Source organism: Yersinia massiliensis CCUG 53443 (assembly GCF_000312485.1).
GTDB lineage: Bacteria > Pseudomonadota > Gammaproteobacteria > Enterobacterales > Enterobacteriaceae > Yersinia > Yersinia massiliensis.
The window spans coordinates 546,119-570,748 of sequence record NZ_HE997644.1; the positions used below are offsets into that span (position 1 = coordinate 546,119).

The following is a 24,630-nucleotide window of genomic DNA, read 5'->3' on the forward strand; positions in this document are numbered from 1 at the left end:
TGTGTTAACAAACAGCGTTAGGGTACTACAGTTTCCGCCCTGTCGCTACAATGTACACTTCACGCGATCGCGCACGAGAAGCGTCTGGCTTACGAATCTTAACTTTCGTAAACAGGGAGCGAATTTCCCGTAGGTATTCATCAAAGCCATCTCCCTGGAACACCTTCACCAAGAAACTTCCGCCTGGTGCAAGTACATCTCGACACATATCTAAAGCTAATTCAACCAGATACATTGATTTAGGTATATCGACTGCCGGAGTACCACTCATATTCGGGGCCATGTCAGACATGACCACCTGAACTTTTTTATCCCCAACTCGCTCAAGTAAAGCTTTCAAGACCAGTTCATCACGAAAATCGCCCTGAAGGAAATCGACACCAACGATAGGATCCATTGGTAGAAGATCACATGCAATAATTCGTCCTTTACCGCCGATCTGGGTTACAACATATTGAGACCAACCACCGGGCGCTGCACCTAAATCGACGACAGTCATACCGGGCTTAAAAAGTTTATCGCTCTGTTGTATTTCATCAAGTTTAAACCAGGCGCGCGAGCGTAGCCCCTTTTTCTGCGCCTGAATGACATATTTATCGCTAAAGTGTTCTTGTAGCCAGCGACTTGAGCTAGCCGAACGCTTTTTATTAGACATCTCTTTTTCCAACTATCTTAATTAAGAGCCCGCGCATCTGTTGCTTAGCTCGCGTAAACTCCCCCATCGATGTAGACCGATTTGGTGATACACATGAGATGGCGGTAGAATGAACCGTTTTCAATCCCAACTTAAGCAAAAAAGACGATGAATCTGAATAACAAACAAAAACAGCACCTAAAAAGTTTGGCCCATCCATTAAAACCAGTAGTCATGCTGGGTAATAACGGATTAACCGAAGGGGTGCTGGCTGAAATCGAACAAACTCTGGAACATCATGAGCTTATCAAGGTAAAGATCACTGCTGAAGAGCGTGAAACCAAAGCCCTAATTGCTGATGCCATCGTGCGCGAAACCGGTGCCGTTAACGTCCAAATCATCGGTAATATTTTAGTGCTTTATCGTCCAGCGAAAGAGCGAAAAATTATTTTACCGCGTTAATGACGCTTGTTTTAGAGAAAAGGTGCCATGCACTTTGTTCTGATAAAAGGCCGCATGCGGCCTTTTACTTTTCTTTACAACTACATTTTTGAGAAATTATACGTAATAACAGCTTGAATGAACAAATTTTACACATAATCTACGCTAAGAATTTCATATTCTACTTCGCCGCCTGGAGTTCGAATAACGACCACATCATCGACTTCCTTACCAATCAGGCCACGAGCAATGGGGGAGTTAACTGAAATAAGATTTTGTTTAAAATCTGCTTCATCATCACCCACAATTCGGTATTGCTGCTCTTCTTCGACATCCACATTTAATATGCGAACCGTGGCACCAAAGATAACGCGCCCATTATTTGGCATTTTGGTAATATCAATTACCTGCGCATTAGAGAGCTTTGCTTCAATCTCCTGGATACGGCCTTCACAGAACCCTTGTTGCTCACGGGCTGCATGATATTCTGCGTTTTCTTTCAAATCACCATGTTCACGAGCCGTGGCGATATCAGAAATAATTTTAGGGCGACGCACGCCTTTTAAATAATCCAGTTCTTCACGCAATTTGTCTGCGCCACGTACCGTCATCGGAATCTGTTTCATCTTTTAAATACCTCTAAATCTATCCTGTTTAAAAACCGTCATCCTAACGTCATCGAATGAAAATACGGTTAGCTTGATATCCTTCCCGCCTCCAGGTGATAAATAAACAAAAAACCACCCTTGGAGCAAAAAACCCAAGACAGGATCAATTTTGCATTTTGATATGCATTTTAACGTAGAGTTCCTTTAGGGTCATCGTTTACTTTCGCCCTCGTTGCACCGTAGTATGGCAACACATTATCCAGCAGTTATACCGAAATTATGCATTTTTCACGAATTGTCAGTGGATTGGCCTGTGCGATTGCCCTTAATGTCAGCATATCTCACGCCAATGCGGCTCAGGTCGAAAATTACACCCAGTATCTGCCTGATGGGGCAAATCTTGCGTTAGTCGTACAAAAAATCGGAGCTCCAACGCCGACGATAGACTATCACGCCCAGCAGATGGCGTTACCTGCCAGTACGCAAAAAGTACTGACAGCCTTGGCCGCATTATTGCAACTTGGCCCAGACTTTCGCTTCATAACAACGTTAGAAAGCCACGGCACTGTGAGTAATGGTATTTTACAGGGTAACCTCATCGCCCGTTTTGATGGTGACCCAACATTAACTCGCCAGCAGTTGCGTAATATGGTCGCCACACTAAGAAAAGCAGGTATCAAGCAAGTATCTGGTGATTTGATCATCGATACTTCCGTATTTGCCAGTCATGATAAAGCGCCGGGCTGGCCATGGAACGATATGACACAATGCTTTAGTGCACCGCCAGCGGCAGCTATCGTCGATCGTAATTGTTTTTCTGTTTCGCTGTATAGCGCGCCAAATCCTGGCGACATGGCATTTATCCGAGTCGCATCCTATTATCCAGTGCAGATGTTTAGCGAGGTCCGAACCTTAGCTAAAGGTTCACCTGATGCGCAATATTGTGAATTAGACGTCGTGCCTGGCGAGTTAAATCGGTTCACACTTACTGGTTGCCTTACCCAGCGGAGTGAACCTCTGCCATTAGCCTTCGCCGTACAAAATGGAGCCAGTTATGCTGGAGCCATTTTGAAAGATGAGTTAAAAAAGGCCGATATTCAGATTGATGGCAGCCTACGTCGTCAATCAACGCCGAGTCCAGCGGGAAATGTATTGGCGCAAACTCAATCAGCACCATTGCATGATTTGCTGAAAATTATGCTAAAAAAATCTGACAATATGATTGCCGATACCGTTTTCAGAACGATTGGGCATCAGCGTTTTGGCGTACCGGGTACTTGGCGCGCAGGTGCTGATGCTGTCCGTCAGGTTTTACGTCAAAAAGCCGGAGTCGATCTCGGGAACAGTATTGTCGTAGATGGGTCGGGTTTATCACGCCATAATCTGATTTCACCGGCTACCATGATGCAGGCTTTGCAATATATTGCTCAGCATGATCAGGAACTTGACTTTATTTCGATGCTACCGCTGGCTGGCTATGACGGTACATTACGCTATCGTGGTGGGCTGCATGAAGCGGGCGTTAATGGTAAGGTTTCAGCGAAAACGGGTGCACTGCAAGGCGTATATAATTTGGCCGGATTTATCACCACCGCCAGCGGGCAACGTATGGCGTTTGTGCAATTTTTGTCTGGCTACGCTGTTCCACCTGAAGATCAAAAAAATCGTCGGGCACCATTAGTTCGTTTCGAAAGTCGCCTGTATAAAGACATTTATCAGAATAACTGAAAACTATGAAGCTACTGATTGTTGAAGATGATGAACTGCTGCAACGAGGCATCGCGATGGCACTGACCAGCGAGGGCTACGCGTGCGACTGCGCCGGAACAGCAGCACAAGCACAGGGTTTGTTACTCAGCAGTCAGTACAGCATGGTCATTCTCGACCTCGGCTTACCGGATCAAGATGGTACTCTTTTGCTACGCCAATGGCGTCGTCAGAATGTTACCTTGCCCGTGCTGATACTTACCGCGCGTGATGCCCTCGAAGACCGAGTTGACGGGCTAGATGCAGGTGCGGACGATTACCTAATCAAACCTTTCGCACTGGCTGAATTATTGGCCCGTGTTCGCGCGTTGATCCGCCGCTATCAAGGGCAAAGTGACAATTTGGTACAACAAGATGACTTGAGTCTTAATTTGTCGACTCAGCAAGTGTATTTGCAGGACCAGCCTCTAGAAATCACGCCTAAAGAATTTGCAATATTGTCACGCTTAATTATGCGAGCAGGACAAACTGTCAATCGCGAATTGTTACAACAGGATCTCTATACATGGAATGATGATCTCGGCTCCAATACATTAGAGGTTCATATTCATAATCTACGTCGCAAGTTAGGGAAAGACCGTATCCGGACTGTGCGAGGTATCGGTTATCGCTTGGAAGCGCAAGCATGATCAGTATGCGCCGCCGTCTCATCTTGCTGCTGGCGTTAATATTACTAGTGACCCAGTTAATCAGCGCATTTTGGCTTTGGCATGAAAGCCAGGAGCAAATTAGTTTCCTAGTCGATGAAACGCTGAGCGCCAAAGTACGTAATGAGCGAGTTAATACCGAAATCGCTGAAGCGATCGCTTCCCTGCTGGCCCCTTCACTGGTAATGATGGCGATTAGTCTATTACTCTCTTTCTGGGCAATCAGTTGGATTATCCGTCCACTCGATCAGTTACAGCAGAAATTAGCAGAACGTTCAGCGGACAATCTCACCCCAGTCGTTGTTCACAGTGATATGCAGGAGATTGTCTCCGTCACATCGACGCTCAATCAACTGTTGTCACGGCTCGCGAACACGATTCAACAAGAAAGGTTATTTACTGCGGATGCTGCTCACGAATTGCGCACACCGCTTGCCGGAATACGCCTGCACCTCGAGTTAATGGAGCAACAAGGCATCACAGAGAGTAAGTCACTCATTAATCGTATCGACTTGCTAATGCATACCATTGAGCAACTGCTGATGTTATCCAGAGCGGGGCAAAATTTTGCTAGCGGTCTGTATCAGACCTTAGATTGGGTTGAAAATGTCGTGCATCCGCTGCAAGAAGAGTTAGAGGAAATGTGCGAACTCCGTCAACAATCTATTGTGTGGGTGTTGCCGCCGAAAGCTCAAACTCAGGGGGATGCCACATTATTGCGTTTAATGGTGCGTAACTTGGTTGAAAATGCGCATCGCTATAGCCCTGTAGAGAGCCAAATCTTGGTCAAACTTTCAGTTGAAGCTCAGGGTGTATTATTGCAAATTGTGGATGAAGGGCCGGGAATAAAGCAAGAGCAAGCAGGTGAGCTAACCCAAGCGTTCCGCAGGATGGATCAACGTTATGGCGGCAGCGGCTTAGGGTTGAATATCGTTATTCGTACGGTTCAATTGCACCAAGGTAAACTGACGCTGGAGAATCGTACTGATCGTTCTGGGCTAAAAGCGCAATGCTGGATCCCTACGACCACACACGGTACCGTCTTAGCTCAATCGCACTGACCTCTACTCAAACTGATTTTGCCCCAAATACATACCGACTAAAACCTATGATTGATTCAAACCCATATTGACTCAAACAAAAGGGCCACCACAAAATGGTAGCCCTGACTTTAAGTTGATTGATTAACGAATCACCAAGAGATGATTAACGTTCGTAGATAAACTCTACGCCGTCATCATCTTCTTCATCCCAATCGTCATCGTCCTCAGCTTCCGCTTCTGCTTCCACTTCGGCCAGTTGCTCACGATGGTAATCGTCCCACATGAATTCAACTTTTTCTGGTGCACTTTCAGCGATGGCCATCGCTTTTGGCTGTGAGTTAAGGAAGTTCATCACATCCCAGCAGAGCGCATTCACGTTTTCACGATTCGCGGCGGAGATCATGTAATACTTATCTTCCCATCCTAACGCCTCTACAATGGCTTTAGCACGGGTCTCTGCCTCTTCAGGATCTACTAGGTCAATCTTGTTGAAAACAAGCCAGCGTGGCTTCTCAGCAAGATTCTCGCTGTATTGCTGTAACTCATTAATAATGATTTTGGCATTTTCAATCGGATCTGATTCATCAATGGGTGCCAAATCGACCAAATGCAGCAATACACGGCAGCGTTCCAGATGTTTTAGGAAACGAATACCCAGTCCAGCACCATCTGAAGCCCCTTCAATCAAACCTGGGATGTCGGCGACCACAAAGCTCTGCTCATGGTCCATTCTCACGACACCTAAGCTTGGGATCAGAGTGGTAAATGGATAATCAGCAACTTTAGGTTTAGCCGCAGATACAGCACGGATAAAGGTAGATTTACCCGCATTTGGTAAGCCCAGCATACCAACATCAGCTAACAGCAACAGTTCCAGCATTAACTCACGGGTTTCACCTTCAGTCCCCATGGTTTTCTGGCGTGGTGCTCGGTTAACTGAAGATTTGAAACGCGTGTTGCCCAATCCGTGGAAACCACCTTTAGCCACCATCAAAACTTGGCCATGGCGAGTCATATCGCCCACCACCTCGCCCGTACCTTGATCTAGCACGCGTGTACCGACCGGAACTTTGATAGTGATATCTTTGCCACGCTTGCCAGTACAATCACGGCTCTGACCATTCTCACCACGTTCGGCACGGAAAGACTTCACAAAACGGTAATCAATTAGCGTATTGAGGTTTTCATCCGCCACCAAATAGATGTCGCCACCGTCGCCACCGTCGCCACCATCAGGGCCACCGTTAGGAATGTATTTTTCACGGCGGAAGCTCACACAACCGTTACCGCCGTCACCGGCTACAACCAATATCGTAGCTTCATCTACAAACTTCATTTACTTTCTCCGTAAAAAACCAATAGATTTTATCTACTTGTTTTACATTAACTTTATCGGTTCTTTTCGGCGTATTTTCTAGCTCTCGTGATACACCAAGCGTATTCAGCATATCGAAAAAACACGAACGCACCAGAACCGGCACGAACAAGGGCGCATATTATACTCGCTTCTTGGGGAAATTTCATCTGTATTAAAAATAGACAATCAATCCGAAAAAAGCGTCCCTTGGATGAAATGACGGCTAAGCACTACGCCGTTATTAGGCGGTTACTTTTGCGGAGTCGCTAAGTTTGCCTCAGCCCGACGTGGCCACCAACGGTGCCCAATAGCTGAGAACATAGCACCTGCCACGACGACAAATGCGCCGACATAGCCCACAAAATTGAGGGGCGGCGCGGCAAAATAATCTGGCCATGCCAGCGACAGTAAAATAGAAAAAAATAAGGTAAACAAAGGCGTCAATGTAACAAGTGCACTCACCTGTGCAGCCTGCCACCGTGCCATAGCTTCAGCTAAAGCGCCATAGCCGACCAGAGTATTCACTCCGCAGAACAGTAAGCAGCCAAACTGCCATCCATTTAGCTGAAAAATGACAGCCGGTTTCGCCATAGGGAATAACAAGATCGCACACAGAACATACAGCAATAATAATATCTGCTGTGATGCCATACGTCTTAATAATACCTTCTGAGCGACACCATAACTGACCCAGACCGCGGCGGCACAGACACCGAGTACCACGCCAAGGGTATAATCAGTCAATCGGGTAAAAATTTCATGCAGACTGGTATTAAAAAATAACAACAGACCACAAATTAACATGATTGCCCCAATAACCTGGGTAACGCGCATCCGCTCTTTTAAAATCAGCACGCTTGCCACCATCATCCCAACAGGTGAAAGCTGGCCAATGACCTGAGACGTCGTCGGACTAAGGTACTGTAATGATGAGCTGAAGAAGATGAAGTTCCCCAGTAGGCCACAAGTCGCAATAATCAGTAATACCAGCCAGCGACGTTGACGAAAAAGTTTCAGCGAAGGTAATTGACGACGAGAGGCCAGGATAATTCCCAGTCCAACAGCCGCCATCGTAAAGCGATACCAGACGATGGTAAAAGGCTCCATAATTTCAAGCACTTGTTTCATTGCAATTGGCAACGCACCCCAGAATACGGCAGTGGTTAGTGCCAGAAAAATACCCAAACCAGCCTGCTGTTTTGTTTCCATTTTTTACCGAGTGGGGAGCCTGAAATGTAAAAAGCCCCGCAACAAAATTGCAGGGCTTGTATCTTTTACAAGACGCGAAAACTTATTCAGCTTCGATGCTGATAAACTTACGGTTATTCGGGCCTTTAACTTCGAACTTGACTTTACCGTCTGACAAAGCAAACAGAGTATGGTCTTTGCCACAACCTACGTTGCTGCCTGCATGGAACTTAGTGCCACGCTGACGAACAATGATGCTGCCTGCCAATACTGATTCGCCGCCAAAACGTTTTACGCCAAGACGTTTACTTTCGGAGTCACGACCGTTACGAGTCGAGCCACCAGCCTTTTTATGTGCCATTTGTCCGCTCTCCTAAATCTTAAGCGCTGATGCCGGTAATTTTAACATCAGTGAACCACTGACGATGACCTTGCTGCTTACGGTAATGCTTACGACGACGGAATTTAACAATCTTAATCTTCTCGCCACGACCGTGAGCAACGACTTCAGCCTTGATCTTGCCGCCATCGACTAAAGGAGCGCCGATATTGATTTCTTCACCGTTAGCAATCATCAGAACTTGGTCAAACTCAACAGTTTCACCAGTTGCGATGTCCAGCTTTTCCAGGCGAATGGTTTGACCTTCGCTTACTCGGTGTTGTTTACCACCACTTTGGAAAACCGCGTACATATAAAACTCCGCTTTCCGCGCACTCCACTTTTGTAGTCCAGAGCGCACTATAAATATTCACAATAGGGCGCGAATTCTACGCAAAAACGTAGTGAATGACAAGTATATAATCAGCACAAGAGAAGAAAAAAAGCACAGTTTCTTACATCTCGTTTATTTGCTAGATTTTTCAAGTACAATCATGGTCTCAGGGAACGTCATGTAATAATGTGGGCGGTAATCTCATCGCAGTTAAAGAGAAAAACAGCTGAATATAACAATGAACCTAGAAAAGATTATCGCGTTAACCGCGTCGGATATGGCAGCAGTAAACACAACAATTCTCGAGCAATTGAACTCTGATGTTGTTCTCATCAATCAATTGGGCCACTACATTATCAGTGGCGGCGGGAAACGCATCCGCCCCATGATAGCCGTGTTGGTCGCTCGAGCACTACAATACTCTGGCAACAAGCATATCACCGTTGCAGCGTTGATTGAATTTATCCATACCGCAACACTGTTGCATGATGATGTGGTTGATGAATCAGATATGCGCCGTGGGAAGGCAACGGCAAATGCAGCATTTGGTAACGCGGCCAGCGTATTAGTGGGCGATTATATCTATACGCGCTCATTCCAGATGATGACGGGCCTAGAATCACTACGCGTTCTGACATTGATGTCAGAAGCGACAAATGTCATTGCTGAAGGGGAAGTATTGCAGTTAATGAACTGCAACAACCCTGATATCACTGAAGAGAACTACATGCAGGTGATTTACAGCAAAACAGCCCGCTTGTTTGAAGCAGCGTCACAATCATCTGCCGTGTTGGCGAACGCCAATGAAGAACAAGAACTTGCCCTGCAAAATTATGGGCGCTATCTGGGGACGGCTTTCCAGCTCATCGATGATTTACTGGATTACAGTTCCGATGGCACCACTCTGGGCAAAAATACCGGTGATGACCTAAATGAGGGCAAACCGACGTTACCTTTGCTGCACGCAATGCGTAATGGTACACCAGAGCAAGAAGCAATGATTCGGCAAGCGATCGAACAGGGTAATGGCCGTCACTTACTTGAGCCCGTATTAGCTGCAATGCAGCAATGTGGCTCACTGGAATACACCCGTCAACGTGCTGAAGAAGAGGCGGATAAAGCTATCGCTGCACTGCAAGTTCTACCTGAAAGTAAGTATCGTTTGGCACTTGAAGGATTGGCGCATATTGCCGTACAACGCTCATTTTAGGAAATTATAAAGAAACTACGGGCTTTCTTGCCCGAGTTTCTTCTTCCCTTTCTTCTTCCCTTTCTCATTCACTTTCCGGCATCAAACCAAACGCTTCATCAGCGTACCCACACCTTCACGCAACAAGAATGCGATGACTTGTGCACGTTCAGCCTCAGTAAGTTGATAATAGGCTTCAATCCATATGTTTACGGGATCCTGTCGTGTCGGCATATATTGTGCTGGTTCTTCCCGTAACTGTAAGGAATTCACGATATTGTTAGGTAAGCTTTCAACATGATATTCGACAGCCTTCCCTTGTACTCCTCGACGGCGACGCTGTTCCCATCCCTCACGTTTAGCCATGAGGTTTATTCCCTGTGGCGATGACGGTAACCCCTCAAGACCTGCCAATTCCTTAGCGGCAAACCATTCTTTTTTCATGGCGTTGCTTCCTAATATGCGTTGTGACACAAAAAAAGAATATTTAGAAAACATTTGAAATTTTTAAGAAAATAAATGCTATGATCTTTCTAAATGTTCACTTTGTGTTCACGTTCCAATTAACAATGTACCGTTATTTATATCACTAACGCGTCAGCTGCTTAGAAAAAAAAAGGATTAAAGATGATTTTAAGGAAATCGGATTGGCACCCAGCGGACATCATCGCTGCACTACGGAAGGAGGGGACGACCCTGGCGGCACTTTCACGTAAAGCGGGATTAAGCTCATCCACACTTGCGAATGCATTGACTCGTCCCTGGCCAAAAGGGGAATGGCTAATTGCAGAATGCCTGAGCATTCATCCTTCCGAAATCTGGCCAACACGCTATTTTGATTCTAAAACAGGCGCACTTCTTGATCGAAAAGTGAGGATAAGACAGGTCAATGTCTCTGCATAAAAAAACCGCCGATGAATAGCTTCGGCGGTTGATCATGTCATTCTAAGGGGAGCGTTGTACTCCCCTATTTCTACATCGTACTACGCATACCTAGAACCATCGACGTTGCTGCCAGTAATAAAAACAGATTCCCAGCCAACTGACTCAAACAAGCCCGCCAAATAGAAAGCCACCACGGCGGTTGCAACGCGATTATCGTAGTATCTTAGTTGTTAACGAATTAGTTGTTAACGAATTTCTCGCCCAACTCAATATCTTGGTGCAGAACATCAAGCATGCTTTCCAACGCTTGTTGCTCAAATGCACTTAGTTTGCCAATGTCTTTACGCTCAGCAACGCCGTTTTTACCCAACAAAATTGGTTGAGCAAAGAAGCGGGCATATTTGCCATCACCCTCAACGTAAGAACATTCAATAACATTGCTTTCGCCTTGCAGAGCGCGAACTAAGGAAAGGCCAAAACGTGCCGCAGCTTGACCCATCGACAGTGTTGCTGATCCGCCACCGGCTTTTGCTTCAACAACTTCAGTCCCTGCATTTTGGATACGCTTAGTCAGAGATGCAACTTCCTGCTCTGTAAAGCTAATGCCTGGAATTTGTGATAGTAATGGCAAGATAGTGACGCCAGAGTGGCCACCGATAACAGGGACTTCGATATCCTGAGGCTGTTTACCTTTCAATTCAGCAACGAAAGTGTTCGAGCGAATGGTATCCAGTGTAGTAATACCAAATAATTTATTCTTGTCGTATACGCCCGCTTTTTTCAGCACTTCTGCCGCGATCGCAACAGTCGTGTTAACTGGATTGGTAATGATACCAATTAAGGCGTTAGGGCAAGTACGTGCGATTTGTTCAACCAGATTACGAACAATACCGGCATTAACATTGAACAAATCAGAACGATCCATGCCTGGTTTACGAGCTACACCAGCAGATATCAGAACAATATCGGCCCCTTGCAGCGCTGGGGTAGCATCTTCGCCGCTAAAGCCTTTGATATTAACGGCGGTCGGGATATGGCTCAGATCAACCGCAACACCAGGCGTCACTGGCGCGATATCATATAAAGAAAGGTCTGAACCTGAAGGAAGCTGGGTCTTGAGTAGAAGAGCGAGGGCCTGGCCGATACCACCAGCGGCACCGAGAACTGCAACTTTCATCCTATACTCCTTATTATATTTAATTTAAATTTGCCGTGAATTCATCTAGTTACGCACCTTAATTTATTGTAATTTTAAACACAATCTATTAACAGTCAGATTGAGATATCACGCATTAAAAAGGCGCATAGGGCTTATGTATTTTAGATTAAATCGCTTATTCGTTAATGATATAGCGCACATTCTTCTAAAATTTACTGGCATATTCATGACAGGTTAATCCGCGGTTACATTACACCCTTCCGCAACACCAAAACAACATCATTTTAATAACATTTTGGTTACTCAAGAAGAATCTCAATAAATGCCGATTTAGCATAACTGTAACAGTATGATGGAGTTAAAATTTCGCCATACTTTGATATCAATGCTTTTATCGCCAATACCACAGAGTCGTGTTGAATAAAAATTCATTTATATGCATAATAATCCTATTCACTATTGACTACTCAGGGCATAACAAATGCGTAATCCCGCAAAACAAGAAGATCTTATCAAGGCGTTCAAAGCGTTATTGAAAGAAGAGAAATTCAGTTCTCAAGGTGAGATCGTTTTGGCCTTGCAGGAAGAAGGGTTTGAAAACATAAACCAATCCAAAGTTTCGCGTATGTTGACTAAATTTGGTGCCGTCAGAACGCGTAATGCAAAAATGGAGATGGTTTATTGCTTGCCTGCTGAGCTTGGTGTACCAACAACCAGCAGCCCATTAAAGAACTTGGTCTTAGATGTTGATTACAATGACTCAGTGGTGGTGATTAATACGAGCCCTGGTGCAGCCCAATTGATTGCTCGTCTGCTGGATTCATTAGGCAAGGCTGAAGGCATTCTAGGGAGTATTGCTGGCGATGATACAATATTTACGACGCCTGCCAGAGGATTTACTGCTAAACAACTGCATGAAGCCATCCTCGGGTTATTTGAACAAGAGCTTTAATCCCTCCGCTAGTCTCTGCGTATATCATGCGGCCCTCTCTGTGCCGCATTATTTCTTTTGGCGCCTTTGTTCTCTTTTATCATTCTTTATACTGACACTATCCTACAGTGAATTTAACTACCCCTTACATCCAAAACAATAATATATCTCTTACATGACTCCATTAGCGGTCAAAATCACCAATCCATTTCGCACTTTTAGTCAAAAAAACTCATCCAATTGAAAATATTAAACTTTAGCTAAGATGTGTTGTTTTTTAATCATTTTTTATTCCTTTTCGTTATTAAAAATTAGTCACCACCGCGAAAGTGACCTTAAATATTATTAGCCAGCTATTAATATTCTGAGTTACTAGATGTATACTCATTTTCGTGATGCAAATCACACTTATTCCCCAGTAATAGAAGAACAAATAGAGGCAATAAAATGAAAATTAAAACAACTATCGCAACGCTGAGCGTTCTATCTGCACTGTCTTTCGGTGTTTTTGCAGCAGATTCCATCAATGATAATCAAGCTGCCAATATGCAAGCAGTAGGTACAATTACAGTGAGTGGTCTTAACGGTGCACCTTCTGATATTCGTCAGGCACTGTCTGATAAGGCCGATGCTATGGGCGCTAAAGCGTTTAAAGTCATTGAAGTACGTGAAGAGAATAACTGGCACGCCACAGCGAAAGCCTATAAATAAGGTTTTTTGCTAGAAATGAAAGTATATGCCCCCGATCTAAGGGGCATACTTTCGAACTTGATGGTTTATTCAATCAGTTGAAATTAGACATAAAAAAACTTTTTCAGCTTATTGAATAGAGTATGAATTGATGTGGTGAGCTAAGTCAGTCGAGCCCGCAGCAGAATAATCCCTCGTCGTCTATCCGACGACTCCTTTTACCCCCGCTCTGCGGGGGCTTTTTTTATCTGGCTTAATCTTGAGATTGCGCTTCTAAGGTTGATTTTTTACTTAGTGAGCTCAGCAACTTATCATGAATCCCGCCAAAGCCACCATTACTCATGACCAAGATGTGATCACCGGGTTGAGCCGTTTTCACAACCATATCGACTAACGTATCGATATCAGCGCTCCAATGCGTGGGTTGAATACAAGCATCTGCGACTTCGACAACTTGCCAAGGGATGTGCTGAGGCTGGAACAGGAATACTTCATCTGCACGGCCTAATGAAGGCGCCAACTCATTCTTGGATAACCCCAATTTCATGGTGTTAGAACGTGGCTCTAAAACAGCTAAAATACGCGCGGTTCCACCGACTTTACTGCGCAATGCCGCTAAGGTCGCAAGAATTGCCGTTGGGTGGTGCGCAAAATCATCATAAACCGTGACACCATGGGCTTCACCACGTAATTCCAACCGGCGACGAGCATTAATAAAACCACCTAATACGCGACAAGCATCCGCAGGTTGCACCCCAACATGGCGAGCAGCAGCGATGGCCATCAGCCCATTGTGCATATTATGCTCACCCACCAGTGACCAGCTAACCTCACCGACTAATTCATTATCGAGAAGCACTTCGTAGACGCTAGCATCAGTTGATACTTTACGCGCAAGCCAGCTCCCCGTTTCACCGACAAGCTCTTGCTCGCTCCAGCACCCCATCGCCATCACCTGCTTCAGATGATTATCATTGTCCGGCAGGATGATTTTACCGGTACCTGGCACTAAACGTACCAGATGGTGGAATTGCTTTTGAATGGCTTTCAGATCATCAAAGATATCCGCATGATCAAATTCAAGATTATTCATCACTAGCGTTCTTGGGCTGTAATGAACAAATTTAGAGCGTTTATCAAAGAAAGCACAATCATATTCATCAGCTTCAATCACAAAAAATGGGCTGTTACCTAAACGGGCTGAAACATCGAAATTACCCGGTAGACCACCAATCACAAAACCGGGCTCGTAGCCGCAAGATTCCAATATCCAAGCGACCATACCCGCGGTGGTTGTCTTGCCATGCGTACCGGCTATCGCTAATACCCAGCGCTCCGGCAATACATGGTCATGCAGCCATTGCGGCCCTGAAACATAAGGGATGCCTTGTTCTAATACAGCTTCGACGCAAGGATTACCACGGGTCATGGCATTGCCGATGATGACCAGATCCGGTGCTGGATCCAGTTGAGCTGGGTCATATCCTTGGATCAAGTCGATCCCTTGATTTTCCAACTGTGTGCTCATCGGCGGATACACGTTAGCATCCGCTCCCGTCACTTCATGACCTAATGAACGTGCCAGCATCGCTAAGCCGCCCATAAAAGTGCCGCAGATACCTAATATGTGAATGCGCATAAATTTTCCGTATTAATCAGCTTCGAATTTGTCACCATTCTACCGCTCAGAATCAAAGAGAAGAAATGGAATTGCCTATGAATCATTCTTATCTTTGGGCTACACTGCTGCCATCAGATGAGTTGTTCGTTAATAAATCGATTTTTAACCGTAGATTCAGGGATTGTGTCATGAAAACGTTAGGCGAATTCATCGTTGAGAAACAGCTAGACTTCTCTCACGCCACCGGCGAATTAACTGCATTACTTTCAGCAATCAAACTCGGCGCAAAAATTATTCACCGAGATATCAACAAAGCAGGTTTGGTTGATATTTTGGGTGCCAGTGGTGTTTCCAATATTCAAGGCGAGGACCAGATGAAACTGGACCTGTTTGCCAATGAGAAATTGAAAGCAGCCCTGAAAGCACGTGGTGAAGTTGCCGGCATCGCGTCAGAAGAAGAAGATGACATCGTTATCTTTGACGGTGGACGGGCAGAAAATGCCAAATATGTCGTTCTGATGGATCCATTGGATGGTTCTTCAAATATTGACGTGAATGTGTCCGTCGGTACAATTTTCTCTATTTATCGTCGTATTACCCCATTTGGGGTGCCTATTACTGAAGCTGACTTTTTGCAACCGGGCACCAAGCAAGTTGCAGCAGGCTATGTAGTCTATGGTTCTTCAACCATGCTGGTCTATACCACAGGTTACGGTGTGCATGCTTTTACCTATGATCCTTCGCTGGGTGTTTTCTGTTTGTCCCACGAAAAGGTTCGCTATCCCGCAACCGGTTGCATGTATTCCATCAACGAAGGGAATTACATTAAATTCCCATTAGGCGTAAAGAAATACATTAAGTATTGCCAAGAGCAGGATGAAGCGACTAAGCGCCCTTATACGTCACGCTATATTGGCTCGCTGGTTGCCGACTTCCATCGTAATCTGTTGAAAGGTGGTATTTATATCTATCCAAGTACTGCTAGCCATCCACAGGGAAAACTACGTTTACTCTATGAATGCAATCCAATGGCTTTCTTGGCAGAACAAGCCGGTGGTAAAGCAACGGATGGGGTTAACCGCATTCTGGATATCGTGCCGGAGAAACTGCATCAACGCGCACCGTTCTTCGTGGGTACCAAGTCTATGGTTGAAGACGCTGAAGGCTTTATTGCTAGGTTCCCCGACGAAGAGGCTAAGTAATTAGCGGATTTCGACTGAAAACAGCGGCCATTGCGCCGCTGTTTTTTTATGCTTCTAGCGACAGCTTATCTCCCTGCAATTTGAAGACCGCCACACTGGCTGACAATGCGCTCGCTTGCTCTTCTAATGAACGCGTTGCTGCCGCAGCCTGCTCAACCAATGTCGCATTCTGCTGGGCAACCTGATCCATCTGAGCAATAGCCACATTGACTTGCTCAATACCACTGCTTTGCTCATAGGTTGCAGCCGATATTTCACGCATTAACGCGGTGACTCGACTCACCTCATTGGCGATCTCATGCATGGTTTGCCCCGCAGATTCAGCCATATCTGCGCCTTCTCGTACACGACTCTGTGATTCAACGATCAGATCTTTAATCTCTTTAGCTGATTGTGCACTACGCTGGGCCAGATTACGGACTTCACCGGCGACAACCGCAAAACCTCGCCCTTGCTCACCCGCTCGGGCAGCTTCAACCGCCGCATTGAGTGCCAGAATATTAGTTTGGAATGCAATACCGTCAATCACGGTAATGATATCGGAGATTCGCCGCGAACTGGTGGTAATAGCCTGCATTTTATCGACAACGTGGCTGACAACCTCACTGCCCTTATTGGCAATGTCCGAAACACTCATCGCCAGACGATTGGCTTGATCGGAGTTTTCGGCGTTCATTTTTACCGTTGAAGTCAGTTGTTCCATGCTGGCGGCCGTTTGTTCCAGTGAAGACGCCGATTCCTCTGTACGTTCTGCCAAATGATGGTTACCCGCCGCTAACTCCCGCGAGCCGACACCAATCTGCCCGCCGACTTCACGTACGTTGCTCACTGATTCCACCAGCGATTGCTGCATGACCTGCAGTGCTTTTGCCAACCGAGCCAGCTCTGTATTTCCCTCACTATTAATATTGCGGGTTAAATCACCAGAGGCGATATATTCCAATTGATGAATTGATTGTTCCAAAGGCTGCAAGATAATGTATTTGAGCGCAAACCATGCCAACACAGCAGAGATCAAAGTGATCACGCCCGCAGCGACAATGATCGCTAACTTAATTTTGGCGGCATTGTTCGCCCTATCAATTTGTTGTTGACCAGCATCCAATGCATAACTGCGAAAAGTGGCAACGTCATCGTTGAAGGCTTTGCTAATCTCCGTGATACTCTTTTCTAGCACATCATAATACTCATCTGCGTAACCCGCTTTGATAGCGGCAAGCATCGGAATAACACCTTTATCCACATAATTTTTATAACTTTTTTGAATATTTTCTGCCAATGCCTGCCCGTCTCCCCGAGCAGATACTGCGCTAACAAAACGTGCCATCTCTTTTTGTGATAATGCCAAAGATCCTTCAGCCTGCTTTGCCGTTTGCAACGACTCATCAATCAGACCAATCTCTAGTTGATGGATTGCCAATGCGGCTTCTGTTCGAGCACTCAAAGTTGCATTGAAACTATTCGATAAAGATCCCAGTTCCTCCCCTTGGATCTGATTAATGACTTGTAATGAGCGTGAGCTTTCCTGAATCGAATTGATTCCGATCACACTGACAATTAATAAAATCAATGACATAAGGCTTAGCTGAGCAATAAGCCCATTCTTAATGGTAATCTTTTTTAACATCGGTTTTTTCCGGTTGTGTGCAAATGGTTAAGATTACAAAGTGTTAGCAGTACAGCGGACGATCTTATTATTTGATTTAGTTATCGGCGCTACATAAGTCGGCTTGAACCATCACAGAGAAAACAGCTTAAAATAGATACATTTAGCTAATGACGGGATTTTATCTCAATGGAATGGCCCTGATTCAGGCAATCTCACCGCTATCAAGCAGTGAAAAGGGCGGGAATTCACCTAAGACTTGGCTATAATAGCCAGCACTCCATTTCTGGTTTGATAAAAGGAAACCGACATGAGCTTGAACGACGTACCTGCAGGTAAAGACCTGCCAGAAGATATTTATGTTGTGATCGAAATCCCTGCTAACGCTGACCCGATCAAATATGAAATCGATAAAGAGACTGGTTCTCTGTTTGTAGACCGTTTCATGTCTACCGCGATGTTTTACCCTTGCAACTACGGTTACATCAACAACACCTTGTCGTTAGACGGGGACCCGGTTGATGTGCTGGTACCAACACCGTATCCGTTGCAGCCTGGTGCTGTTATTCGTTGCCGCCCAGTTGGCGTGTTGAAAATGACGGATGAAGCAGGCGAAGATGCTAAGTTAGTGGCTGTTCCACACAGCAAACTAACCAAAGAATATGATCATGTTAAAGACGTGCAAGATCTGCCTGAATTGTTGAAAGCACAGATCAAACACTTCTTTGAGCATTATAAAGATCTGGAAACGGGCAAATGGGTGAAAGTTGACGGTTGGGAAGATGCCGCAGCGGCCAAAGCTGAGATCCTGTCTTCTTTCGAGCGTGCGAAGAAATAATTCTTTGTTCTGCCGATAAAAAAACACCGCTCATTGAGCGGTGTTTTTTTTACTCATGACAATTTCAAATTTATCGCAATCTAAGGTAGCGGCTTATCATTTTCTTCATGGCGTTTGAGCCAATCGCCACTGTAAATACGTGGCACCCCTTCGATCGGTAAACGATAAAGATATATCCACGCACTACCGTAAGGTGTTTGAATCAATTCGCGTCGATAATCTTTAGTATTACTTTTCAGCTCATCTAACTCATTCATAATAGAAGAGTTAATCCGATACACTTCACAATGCACAGTGCCGTCTCCGGGAATGACCGCCGGATAATGACCTAAATTGTACATTTCATAGCCTTCCAGATCATGTTCGCCCAGCATCTGAGCGTCCGTCATCCAGTGACTATTACCTTGCTTGCGCCGTAAACTGCCGTAGACAATAATTCGCATTGTTAGAACTCAAACTGATAAAGCACATCTAATGCCTGATCAATACCAGACACCGCTTCTAGATACAACCTTGGCATCAACCGATAACGTAATGTTAACGTTGCCAGCGAGTCAAATATACCTACTCCGTATTTTACTTGCAGATCTTTGGTGACATAGCCACTCACAACCACTTGCGAGCTATCGCCAACCCCTTGCGTATCCAGTGCTAGGTTACTGACACCAAATGCCTCGCCAATTTTACCCACAAGTTTGCCACTTTGTGCAACCCCCATTCCGACAAGCATTGAGGTCATCAGGCCGCTGTCTGCTCCTGAATTGCCTAACCCCTGCCCACGTAACAAGTAAGACAGCGCCTCTTGCTGCGACATCGACGGATCCGAGAATATTTCCAGCCGTGGTGCATCGGCCATTCCCGTCACTCGTACACCCGCAGTCACGCCGTCAGCGGTGGCATCAGGATTACGTATTGCTTCAATATTGAGTAACGGCTGATCTGGTGGTCCAGAGAACAGTAGTACCCCTTTATTGACGATCAAATCCTGCCCATAAGCTCGGAAGCTACCAGATGGGATATTAATCTGCCCGTTCAGGCCCAATCCACGCTGATCTTGAACCATTTTCAAATCGCCCTGCAAACGGGCTTTCAGGCCAAATGCATTGAGGCGAACATCGTTACCGACTCGGATCACCAGATTACTGTTGATAGGAATACTGTTTGACCGTGGTGAAATCGGTTTTAGGTCATTATTGAGCATCACTTCGTCGGAAGATACACCGACCGCGCTTTCCGGCACTTCCTGCACGGTGATACGCGCCCAAGGGATATCCACTGAGCCGTTAAGAGTGAACAACTGCGGCGTGGCTTCAAACACAATGTCTGGCGAAACATCAATTCGCACCATCGGCGGAACAGTGACACGCAACTTGTTGCCTTTTGCTGCGATTCGAGCGCGCCAAGCATTGATATCACGCCAATCAGCATCCCCAGACAAATTGAGCTGCCCTTGAGACGTCCTAATTAACCCATCCAGCGTTGAGGTCATGCCATCGAAATTCATCACCAGCCGACCTTCGGTGATATCAAATGGCATCCAACTGCCATCAACATCCACATTATCCAGCGCTAATCGACCGAACACTAATGGACTTTTGGCATTACCGCCCAAGCGTAGATTGGCATTTAATAGGCCCGCGGCTTTTTCGCCATCGCTGAGAATCGGGTTAATCATCGCTAACGAGATATTATTGATAGCGATGTTACCGGATAAATTGCGCCGCCCTTCTGGGTCTGCAACCTGTACCTGCCCTGAGAATTGGCCGTTATTCACCAGTTTGATGAGCCAATCGGCACGTACTTGTCCGTTGGTGAGGCCACCATTGAGGTTCAACGTTTCGAATGCAATGGGTAACGTATTACCTTGCACGACTTGTTGCACCTTAACGCCATTACCACTGAGGGATACCCGCACATCTGGCAAGCTGCCCCCGGCTTTCCAACTCACGTCGGCTCGACCAGTGAACACACCATCCAAGGTTGTCTCTGGACCAAGAAACGGCTTTATCATTGCTAAATCAAAACGATTGAGCACGACACTCGCCTGCCCGCTCGGGCCTGCTTCAATCGCCCTAGGAACACAAAGCTCCGCATTCGGATTAAGCCAGCAATGTGGCCCAATCGTGACGCGCTCTAACGTATTTTGGTAATCCAACGCTATTGCACGACTTAAGCGCCATTCACCAACAGGGGTGTCGAAGCGGGTATTATTGAGCGTGCCACGCCAACGCTCTTGCTGCCGATCAAAACTCCCTTCCAGCGCCAACTGACCAGACACTGGTTCACCCTGCATATTCAGGCGCAACTGATGCTGTTTTTCACTGCCACGAGCATCCAACGTCAGTAAACTGACCACTAAATCGGCTTGCTTGAGTTGTTCTACCCGAATAGCAAGCTGGCCCTGAATTTGATCCGTTGAGCGAACATCGCCCTCAATTCTGACCCGATTAATGCTTAATTCTTGCCATTGCAGGCGGTTGGCGGTGAGGTCTGCCAGCAGTTGTGGTGCCTGAAGGTTGCCGCGCAATCTCAGTGTGCCGTTCACAACACCGGCAAGCCCCGGTAACGCCCCATCAAGCTGTGGTGCATCAACATTGGCATCAAGCTGCCATTGCTCGTTAAGGTCACCTTTTACATCCAGCTTGTTACGACCTAATGCCAGATTGATGCCCGGAATATGCCACTGACCTGCGGCATTCCCTGTCAATGAACCACGGGCTGTCACGCGATTTTGTTTAACGTTGCCATCCAGCGTCAACTCTGGCACCTGTAACTGCCAGCTTCCCCCGTGGATACTGCCTCGGGTAACAATCTTGCCATCCAGTTTTGCCGGCCACTCCGGCCACTGCTTCGCCGTGTTAATCCCTGACAGGGTTAATACCGAATTCCAACTGATGGCCTGACGCCAATCCACCACTCCAGTTAAGTCCGTATTACCTTGCAACGCTGCCAGACGTAAACGAGTGAGATTGAACTGCTCAACATTGCCTTTACCATCCAGCATCACTACCGCTGGCGGTAAATCTGTGCCTTTCACATCAGAGCGAAGGGAGAGTGCATAATCGGTCGCTTGCCCGTTTAGGCGCATTCTAAGATTGTCGATTTGGTATGCGGGCTCACCCGCCAGCGGCCAACGTAGCTGCTTGCTTTGTAAGGTTAAGGCCAAAGGTAAACCGGCTTGTGCCAGTGAGGTTTCTGCATCCAATTGCGCACTGACAGGGCCAGATAAGTTCAGTGCCACCTTGAGCTGCTCACGTAGTGCGCCACCCACGGTGAGCTTCACTTTCTCGCCTTTTAGCGGCTCCACATTCAATGTGCTGTTGACGAGCAGACTCAGCGGCCATGTCTCATTCAATGTCGCCTCACCCTGAGCCGACAACCCGCCCTGCGGTGATTTAATCTCCAGCGTGTCCAGTGTGATGCGTTGATCTTGAGTGCTAGCTTGCAACAAGAGGCTACTGATCAGCACATCAGTATCGCCTGTCAGCCTAAGCTGTTGCCCTGAGATAGAATTAATCTGCAAATCCAGTGGTAAGCGAAAATCCGGTAATTCAGGCAGTAAAGGTTCGGCAAACAGCGCTTTTAAACGCTCACCGAGCGGGAGTTCCGGCGCTATGGGAGTGGGAGCCACAGCTTGCTGCTCAACCGCTTCTTTTACAGCGATGGCTGTTTCAACTGCTGGTTTGGCAGCATCAGGGACAATAGCAGGTACAGTTTTGGGTAATGCAATTAATAACCCATTGATTTTCGTTGGCATTAAATTCAATGCACGTTGCTGCCAATGTGCGCCCGTACGGAATTCGTCTAACGAAATCGCAGTATCATCAATGGTGACTTTGACATTATTCAGCGTCAGCATACGTAACGTGATGGGGTATGGGGTACTCAACTCCCCCATCGGCTCGGTACTGGCGGGTGTTTCTGCCGCAGGCGGCAAGGCTTTAGTATCCACCACCACATCCACATCTTGTGCGGTCAACGCATTGACACATAACTCACTGCGCTTAAGGCAAGAAAGCTGTAATGACAGATGAAATTGGCCTGCTTTCACGGTAACGCCCGGCATTTGGTACTGAATACCCTTCAAAGTCAGGTCACGCCACCCACCAGTGACACTGGCAATATCCAACCCAGGCACCCAACGTACGGCGCTGTTGATCAAGAAGTGCAAGCCACTGGTGGTACCAAGCAGACCCGCCAACGTCCCCACCAGCAGTAGGATAATGAGCAAAAATGCGATACTGAGTCTCTTTACCCACCTCATAGTTCAGGCCCCAAACCGATGTAAAATTGCACGCCATGTGCGGTGTTGTCGCCAATAGGTTTGGCGATATCCAGCTTGATCGGACCAACAGGGGAAGCCCAGCGCACGCCGACACCGGCACCTGTTTTGAAATCACTCTTACGAATATCGTTAACAGCTTCACCTGAATCGACGAATACCGCTCCCCACCACCGGCCGGTCACATTGTATTGATACTCCAGTGTCCCTGTGGCCAGCTTAGAAGCACCGGTCAGCTTACCTTCGCTATCGCGTGGTGAAATATCACGGAACTTATAACCGCGAATACTGCGATCCCCCCCAGCAAAGAAGCGCAGCGATGGCGGTACGCGGTCAAAGTTATTGGTTTCGATCCAGCCTAAATTACCGCGCACGACAAAGCGGTTTTTCTCACCCAAAGTACGAATCCACACGTTTTGCGCTTGGAATATGCCGAAATCAACATCAGAACCCCATGTGGTATCAGACCAGTCAATAGAATAGTTTTGGCTATCACCCCAAACTGGCATCGCACCACCTCGCTGGCGAGTACGGCTAATATTCACCCCCGGATACAGCAACATGGTGGTGTCCGTCACGCTACCTTGGGTAAAGTGATCGAGACTCCAACGCAGGTTAACTGAGCGCTTCCAACCACTGGATAGATCCCAGAATCGAGCCACGTTGAGAGTGGTGGTATCTGAATTGGTGTCATTAAGGTCAGTGCGCTTAAAGCCCCCTTGCAGCAAGTAATATTGCTCAAGGGGATTTTTTAACAGCGGAATACGATAGCTAAAATCCAGCGTCTGTTCAGGAGCTGAAAGCGTAGTGCTGGTCGTTAGACTGTGCCCATAGGAGTTTACCCACGGCTTACGCCAACTGGCGGTTAGGCGCGGGCCAACGTCGGTCGCATAACCGCCCCCCAATTCGATGGTGTTTTCTGTTCTTGGGGTGACGACCGCATCCAATGGCAGGACTTTGGTTTTTCTCGCATCACGAAAATCGGGCGAAACCACCACGGAGTTAAACCAGTTCGTCGCCGCTAAACGGCGGTTTAGTTCAGCCAATTCATCAGAGGTGTAATATTCACCTTCATGAAAGGGCACTAAATTTTGCAGGAAATCCTCGCGGATTTGTGAGCCTTGGAAAATGACTTTACCGAAACGGTAACGCTCACCACTGTCAAAATCGATATCCCAGAATGCCTTACGCAGTTCTGCTGCCACGCCTAACTGGCTTTTGATCATATTGGCGTCAAAGTAACCGCGGCGCAGCGCCAAGCCTGTCAGCGAACTTTTGAAATTGTCATAATCGCCGTGATTCAGGATGGAGCCTATTTTGGGGGTATCGCGACGTACCAAAGCTAGATAGTCAGGGTCTGTTTTCGCCCCGCCTTGTAAAACGATATCGACACCGGCAATCAAGACCGGCTCACCTGGCACCACTTTGGCAATTAAAACAGAGCGAGCAGGCGCTGGACGCGTTTGTAAATCAAAGGTAATAGTGGGGTCGTAATAGCCTAAAGCGCGCAAACCTTGGCGTATAGCCTCATCCACCCGCGAGCGGAAACGGCCATCTGCCGTCACTTCATCAGTACCAATCGTGGATAAACGTGCCCTGACGTTTCTCTCTAAGTCCCCGCTAAGACCTTCCACCTGCAACCGTATATTGGCAGCATAGGCGAGAGGTGTGGCGAGCAATACACACAAAAAACACAGGATTGGGTATCGTGGCACGCGCGCTCCTAATTAATTTATCCCCTTCAACTTTCGTGTTGCAGGTGTGTTGACAGTACCATCAGCACTGCCCAGCATCTTGAAATCTATTGGGTATACATTCCTGTAAAAAAC

The 24,630-nt window shown here is 46.6% G+C and carries 23 protein-coding genes; 10 read left to right on the plus strand and 13 right to left on the minus strand.

Annotated elements, in window-relative coordinates:
- Nucleotides 1–25 precede the first annotated feature (25 nt).
- Nucleotides 26–655 (minus strand): 23S rRNA (uridine(2552)-2'-O)-methyltransferase RlmE, encoded by a 630-nt coding sequence (rlmE, locus tag BN68_RS11430; RefSeq protein ID WP_019211304.1) that lies wholly within the window; start codon nt 653–655, stop codon nt 26–28.
- Nucleotides 656–802: 147 nt separating this feature from the next.
- Between rlmE and yhbY the strand changes: the two genes are divergently transcribed.
- Nucleotides 803–1,096: a ribosome assembly RNA-binding protein YhbY gene (gene yhbY, locus BN68_RS11435; RefSeq protein WP_004389225.1), complete on the plus strand. Its 294-nt coding sequence runs from the start codon at nt 803–805 to the stop codon at nt 1,094–1,096.
- Nucleotides 1,097–1,224: 128 nt separating this feature from the next.
- Here the strand turns inward: yhbY and greA are convergent, their stop codons facing one another.
- Nucleotides 1,225–1,701 carry a transcription elongation factor GreA gene (gene greA / locus BN68_RS11440; protein ID WP_019211305.1) on the minus strand — a complete coding sequence of 159 codons (477 nt, stop codon included), beginning with the start codon at nt 1,699–1,701 and terminating at the stop codon, nt 1,225–1,227.
- A gap of 261 nt (nt 1,702–1,962) precedes the next feature.
- On the opposite strand from greA, the gene dacB reads away from it, so the two are divergent.
- Genes dacB through pmrB form a run of 3 tightly spaced genes read left to right on the plus strand, consistent with a single transcriptional unit; the run spans nt 1,963 to nt 5,158 of the window.
- Nucleotides 1,963–3,411 (plus strand): serine-type D-Ala-D-Ala carboxypeptidase, encoded by a 1,449-nt coding sequence (gene dacB, locus BN68_RS11445; RefSeq protein ID WP_019211306.1) that lies wholly within the window; start codon nt 1,963–1,965, stop codon nt 3,409–3,411.
- 5 nt (nt 3,412–3,416) lie between these two features.
- On the plus strand, nt 3,417–4,079 hold the full coding sequence (gene pmrA, locus BN68_RS11450; protein WP_019211307.1) for a two-component system response regulator PmrA: 663 nt from the start codon (nt 3,417–3,419) through the stop codon (nt 4,077–4,079).
- Nucleotides 4,076–5,158, plus strand: coding sequence for a two-component system sensor histidine kinase PmrB (gene pmrB, locus BN68_RS11455; protein ID WP_019211308.1), 1,083 nt, complete (start codon nt 4,076–4,078; stop codon nt 5,156–5,158). Before pmrA ends, pmrB begins: the two co-directional genes overlap by 4 nt.
- 145 nt (nt 5,159–5,303) lie before the next feature.
- Here the strand turns inward: pmrB and cgtA are convergent, their stop codons facing one another.
- From cgtA to rplU, 4 genes are all read right to left on the minus strand, one after another.
- Complete coding sequence (gene cgtA, locus BN68_RS11460; protein ID WP_019211309.1) at nt 5,304–6,476, minus strand: Obg family GTPase CgtA; 1,173 nt, start codon at nt 6,474–6,476, stop codon at nt 5,304–5,306.
- 270 nt (nt 6,477–6,746) lie between these two features.
- Nucleotides 6,747–7,706, minus strand: a complete 960-nt coding sequence (locus tag BN68_RS11465) for a DMT family transporter (RefSeq protein ID WP_019211310.1) — start codon at nt 7,704–7,706, stop codon at nt 6,747–6,749.
- 82 nt (nt 7,707–7,788) lie between these two features.
- Complete coding sequence (gene rpmA / locus BN68_RS11470; RefSeq protein WP_019211311.1) at nt 7,789–8,046, minus strand: 50S ribosomal protein L27; 258 nt, start codon at nt 8,044–8,046, stop codon at nt 7,789–7,791.
- A gap of 19 nt (nt 8,047–8,065) precedes the next feature.
- Nucleotides 8,066–8,377: a 50S ribosomal protein L21 gene (gene rplU / locus BN68_RS11475; RefSeq protein WP_004707048.1), complete on the minus strand. Its 312-nt coding sequence runs from the start codon at nt 8,375–8,377 to the stop codon at nt 8,066–8,068.
- A gap of 259 nt (nt 8,378–8,636) precedes the next feature.
- Here rplU and ispB point away from each other — a divergent pair, with 259 nt between their 5' ends.
- The gene (gene ispB, locus BN68_RS11480) at nt 8,637–9,608 is read left to right on the plus strand and encodes an octaprenyl diphosphate synthase (protein WP_019211312.1); all 972 of its coding nucleotides are present in this window, start codon (nt 8,637–8,639) and stop codon (nt 9,606–9,608) included.
- An 81-nt stretch (nt 9,609–9,689) separates the two neighbouring features.
- Here ispB and BN68_RS11485 read toward each other — a convergent pair whose 3' ends face one another.
- Nucleotides 9,690–10,031: a DNA-binding protein gene (locus tag BN68_RS11485; protein ID WP_019211313.1), complete on the minus strand. Its 342-nt coding sequence runs from the start codon at nt 10,029–10,031 to the stop codon at nt 9,690–9,692.
- A gap of 183 nt (nt 10,032–10,214) precedes the next feature.
- On the opposite strand from BN68_RS11485, the gene BN68_RS11490 reads away from it, so the two are divergent.
- Nucleotides 10,215–10,490, plus strand: coding sequence for a helix-turn-helix domain-containing protein (locus tag BN68_RS11490; protein WP_019211314.1), 276 nt, complete (start codon nt 10,215–10,217; stop codon nt 10,488–10,490).
- A 220-nt stretch (nt 10,491–10,710) separates the two neighbouring features.
- Here the strand turns inward: BN68_RS11490 and mdh are convergent, their stop codons facing one another.
- Entirely contained in the window at nt 10,711–11,649 is a 939-nt protein-coding gene (gene mdh / locus BN68_RS11495; RefSeq protein ID WP_019211315.1) for a malate dehydrogenase, read from the minus strand.
- 463 nt (nt 11,650–12,112) lie between these two features.
- Between mdh and argR the strand changes: the two genes are divergently transcribed.
- Entirely contained in the window at nt 12,113–12,583 is a 471-nt protein-coding gene (gene argR / locus BN68_RS11500; protein WP_019211316.1) for a transcriptional regulator ArgR, read from the plus strand.
- A 426-nt stretch (nt 12,584–13,009) separates the two neighbouring features.
- Nucleotides 13,010–13,273: a peroxide/acid stress response protein YhcN gene (gene yhcN / locus BN68_RS11505; protein WP_019211317.1), complete on the plus strand. Its 264-nt coding sequence runs from the start codon at nt 13,010–13,012 to the stop codon at nt 13,271–13,273.
- Nucleotides 13,274–13,505: 232 nt separating this feature from the next.
- Here the strand turns inward: yhcN and mpl are convergent, their stop codons facing one another.
- On the minus strand, nt 13,506–14,891 hold the full coding sequence (gene mpl, locus BN68_RS11510) for a UDP-N-acetylmuramate:L-alanyl-gamma-D-glutamyl-meso-diaminopimelate ligase (RefSeq protein ID WP_019211318.1): 1,386 nt from the start codon (nt 14,889–14,891) through the stop codon (nt 13,506–13,508).
- A gap of 170 nt (nt 14,892–15,061) precedes the next feature.
- On the opposite strand from mpl, the gene fbp reads away from it, so the two are divergent.
- Entirely contained in the window at nt 15,062–16,075 is a 1,014-nt protein-coding gene (gene fbp, locus BN68_RS11515; protein ID WP_042806716.1) for a class 1 fructose-bisphosphatase, read from the plus strand.
- 46 nt (nt 16,076–16,121) lie between these two features.
- On the opposite strand, the gene BN68_RS11520 is transcribed toward fbp, so the two are convergent.
- Nucleotides 16,122–17,702: a methyl-accepting chemotaxis protein gene (locus tag BN68_RS11520; protein ID WP_019211320.1), complete on the minus strand. Its 1,581-nt coding sequence runs from the start codon at nt 17,700–17,702 to the stop codon at nt 16,122–16,124.
- Between the two features lie 289 nt (nt 17,703–17,991).
- On the opposite strand from BN68_RS11520, the gene ppa reads away from it, so the two are divergent.
- Complete coding sequence (ppa, locus tag BN68_RS11525; RefSeq protein WP_004875436.1) at nt 17,992–18,519, plus strand: inorganic diphosphatase; 528 nt, start codon at nt 17,992–17,994, stop codon at nt 18,517–18,519.
- Nucleotides 18,520–18,599: 80 nt separating this feature from the next.
- Here ppa and BN68_RS11530 read toward each other — a convergent pair whose 3' ends face one another.
- Genes BN68_RS11530 through tamA form a run of 3 tightly spaced genes read right to left on the minus strand, consistent with a single transcriptional unit; the run spans nt 18,600 to nt 24,516 of the window.
- Nucleotides 18,600–18,962, minus strand: coding sequence for a gamma-glutamylcyclotransferase family protein (locus BN68_RS11530; RefSeq protein ID WP_019211321.1), 363 nt, complete (start codon nt 18,960–18,962; stop codon nt 18,600–18,602).
- Between the two features lie 2 nt (nt 18,963–18,964).
- Nucleotides 18,965–22,783 carry an autotransporter assembly complex protein TamB gene (tamB, locus tag BN68_RS11535; RefSeq protein WP_019211322.1) on the minus strand — a complete coding sequence of 1,273 codons (3,819 nt, stop codon included), beginning with the start codon at nt 22,781–22,783 and terminating at the stop codon, nt 18,965–18,967.
- Nucleotides 22,780–24,516: an autotransporter assembly complex protein TamA gene (tamA, locus tag BN68_RS11540; protein ID WP_019211323.1), complete on the minus strand. Its 1,737-nt coding sequence runs from the start codon at nt 24,514–24,516 to the stop codon at nt 22,780–22,782. Before tamA ends, tamB begins: the two co-directional genes overlap by 4 nt.
- Nucleotides 24,517–24,630 lie beyond the last annotated feature (114 nt).

Bases quoted from the DNA above. Each gene is read 5' to 3' on its own strand.
- cgtA (WP_019211309.1), bottom strand. From the start codon at position 6,476: ATGAAGTTTGTAGATGAAGCTACGATATTGGTTGTAGCCGGTGACGGC.
- yhbY (WP_004389225.1), top strand. From the start codon at position 803: ATGAATCTGAATAACAAACAAAAACAGCACCTAAAAAGTTTGGCCCAT.
- pmrA (WP_019211307.1), top strand. From the start codon at position 3,417: ATGAAGCTACTGATTGTTGAAGATGATGAACTGCTGCAACGAGGCATC.
- ppa (WP_004875436.1), top strand. From the start codon at position 17,992: ATGAGCTTGAACGACGTACCTGCAGGTAAAGACCTGCCAGAAGATATT.
- rpmA (WP_019211311.1), bottom strand. From the start codon at position 8,046: ATGGCACATAAAAAGGCTGGTGGCTCGACTCGTAACGGTCGTGACTCC.
- tamB (WP_019211322.1), bottom strand. From the start codon at position 22,783: ATGAGGTGGGTAAAGAGACTCAGTATCGCATTTTTGCTCATTATCCTA.
- mpl (WP_019211318.1), bottom strand. From the start codon at position 14,891: ATGCGCATTCACATATTAGGTATCTGCGGCACTTTTATGGGCGGCTTA.
- rlmE (WP_019211304.1), bottom strand. From the start codon at position 655: ATGTCTAATAAAAAGCGTTCGGCTAGCTCAAGTCGCTGGCTACAAGAA.
- pmrB (WP_019211308.1), top strand. From the start codon at position 4,076: ATGATCAGTATGCGCCGCCGTCTCATCTTGCTGCTGGCGTTAATATTA.
- ispB (WP_019211312.1), top strand. From the start codon at position 8,637: ATGAACCTAGAAAAGATTATCGCGTTAACCGCGTCGGATATGGCAGCA.
- mdh (WP_019211315.1), bottom strand. From the start codon at position 11,649: ATGAAAGTTGCAGTTCTCGGTGCCGCTGGTGGTATCGGCCAGGCCCTC.
- fbp (WP_042806716.1), top strand. From the start codon at position 15,062: ATGAAAACGTTAGGCGAATTCATCGTTGAGAAACAGCTAGACTTCTCT.
- argR (WP_019211316.1), top strand. From the start codon at position 12,113: ATGCGTAATCCCGCAAAACAAGAAGATCTTATCAAGGCGTTCAAAGCG.
- BN68_RS11485 (WP_019211313.1), bottom strand. From the start codon at position 10,031: ATGAAAAAAGAATGGTTTGCCGCTAAGGAATTGGCAGGTCTTGAGGGG.
- BN68_RS11465 (WP_019211310.1), bottom strand. From the start codon at position 7,706: ATGGAAACAAAACAGCAGGCTGGTTTGGGTATTTTTCTGGCACTAACC.
- dacB (WP_019211306.1), top strand. From the start codon at position 1,963: ATGCATTTTTCACGAATTGTCAGTGGATTGGCCTGTGCGATTGCCCTT.
- rplU (WP_004707048.1), bottom strand. From the start codon at position 8,377: ATGTACGCGGTTTTCCAAAGTGGTGGTAAACAACACCGAGTAAGCGAA.
- BN68_RS11490 (WP_019211314.1), top strand. From the start codon at position 10,215: ATGATTTTAAGGAAATCGGATTGGCACCCAGCGGACATCATCGCTGCA.
- BN68_RS11530 (WP_019211321.1), bottom strand. From the start codon at position 18,962: ATGCGAATTATTGTCTACGGCAGTTTACGGCGCAAGCAAGGTAATAGT.
- greA (WP_019211305.1), bottom strand. From the start codon at position 1,701: ATGAAACAGATTCCGATGACGGTACGTGGCGCAGACAAATTGCGTGAA.
- BN68_RS11520 (WP_019211320.1), bottom strand. From the start codon at position 17,702: ATGTTAAAAAAGATTACCATTAAGAATGGGCTTATTGCTCAGCTAAGC.
- yhcN (WP_019211317.1), top strand. From the start codon at position 13,010: ATGAAAATTAAAACAACTATCGCAACGCTGAGCGTTCTATCTGCACTG.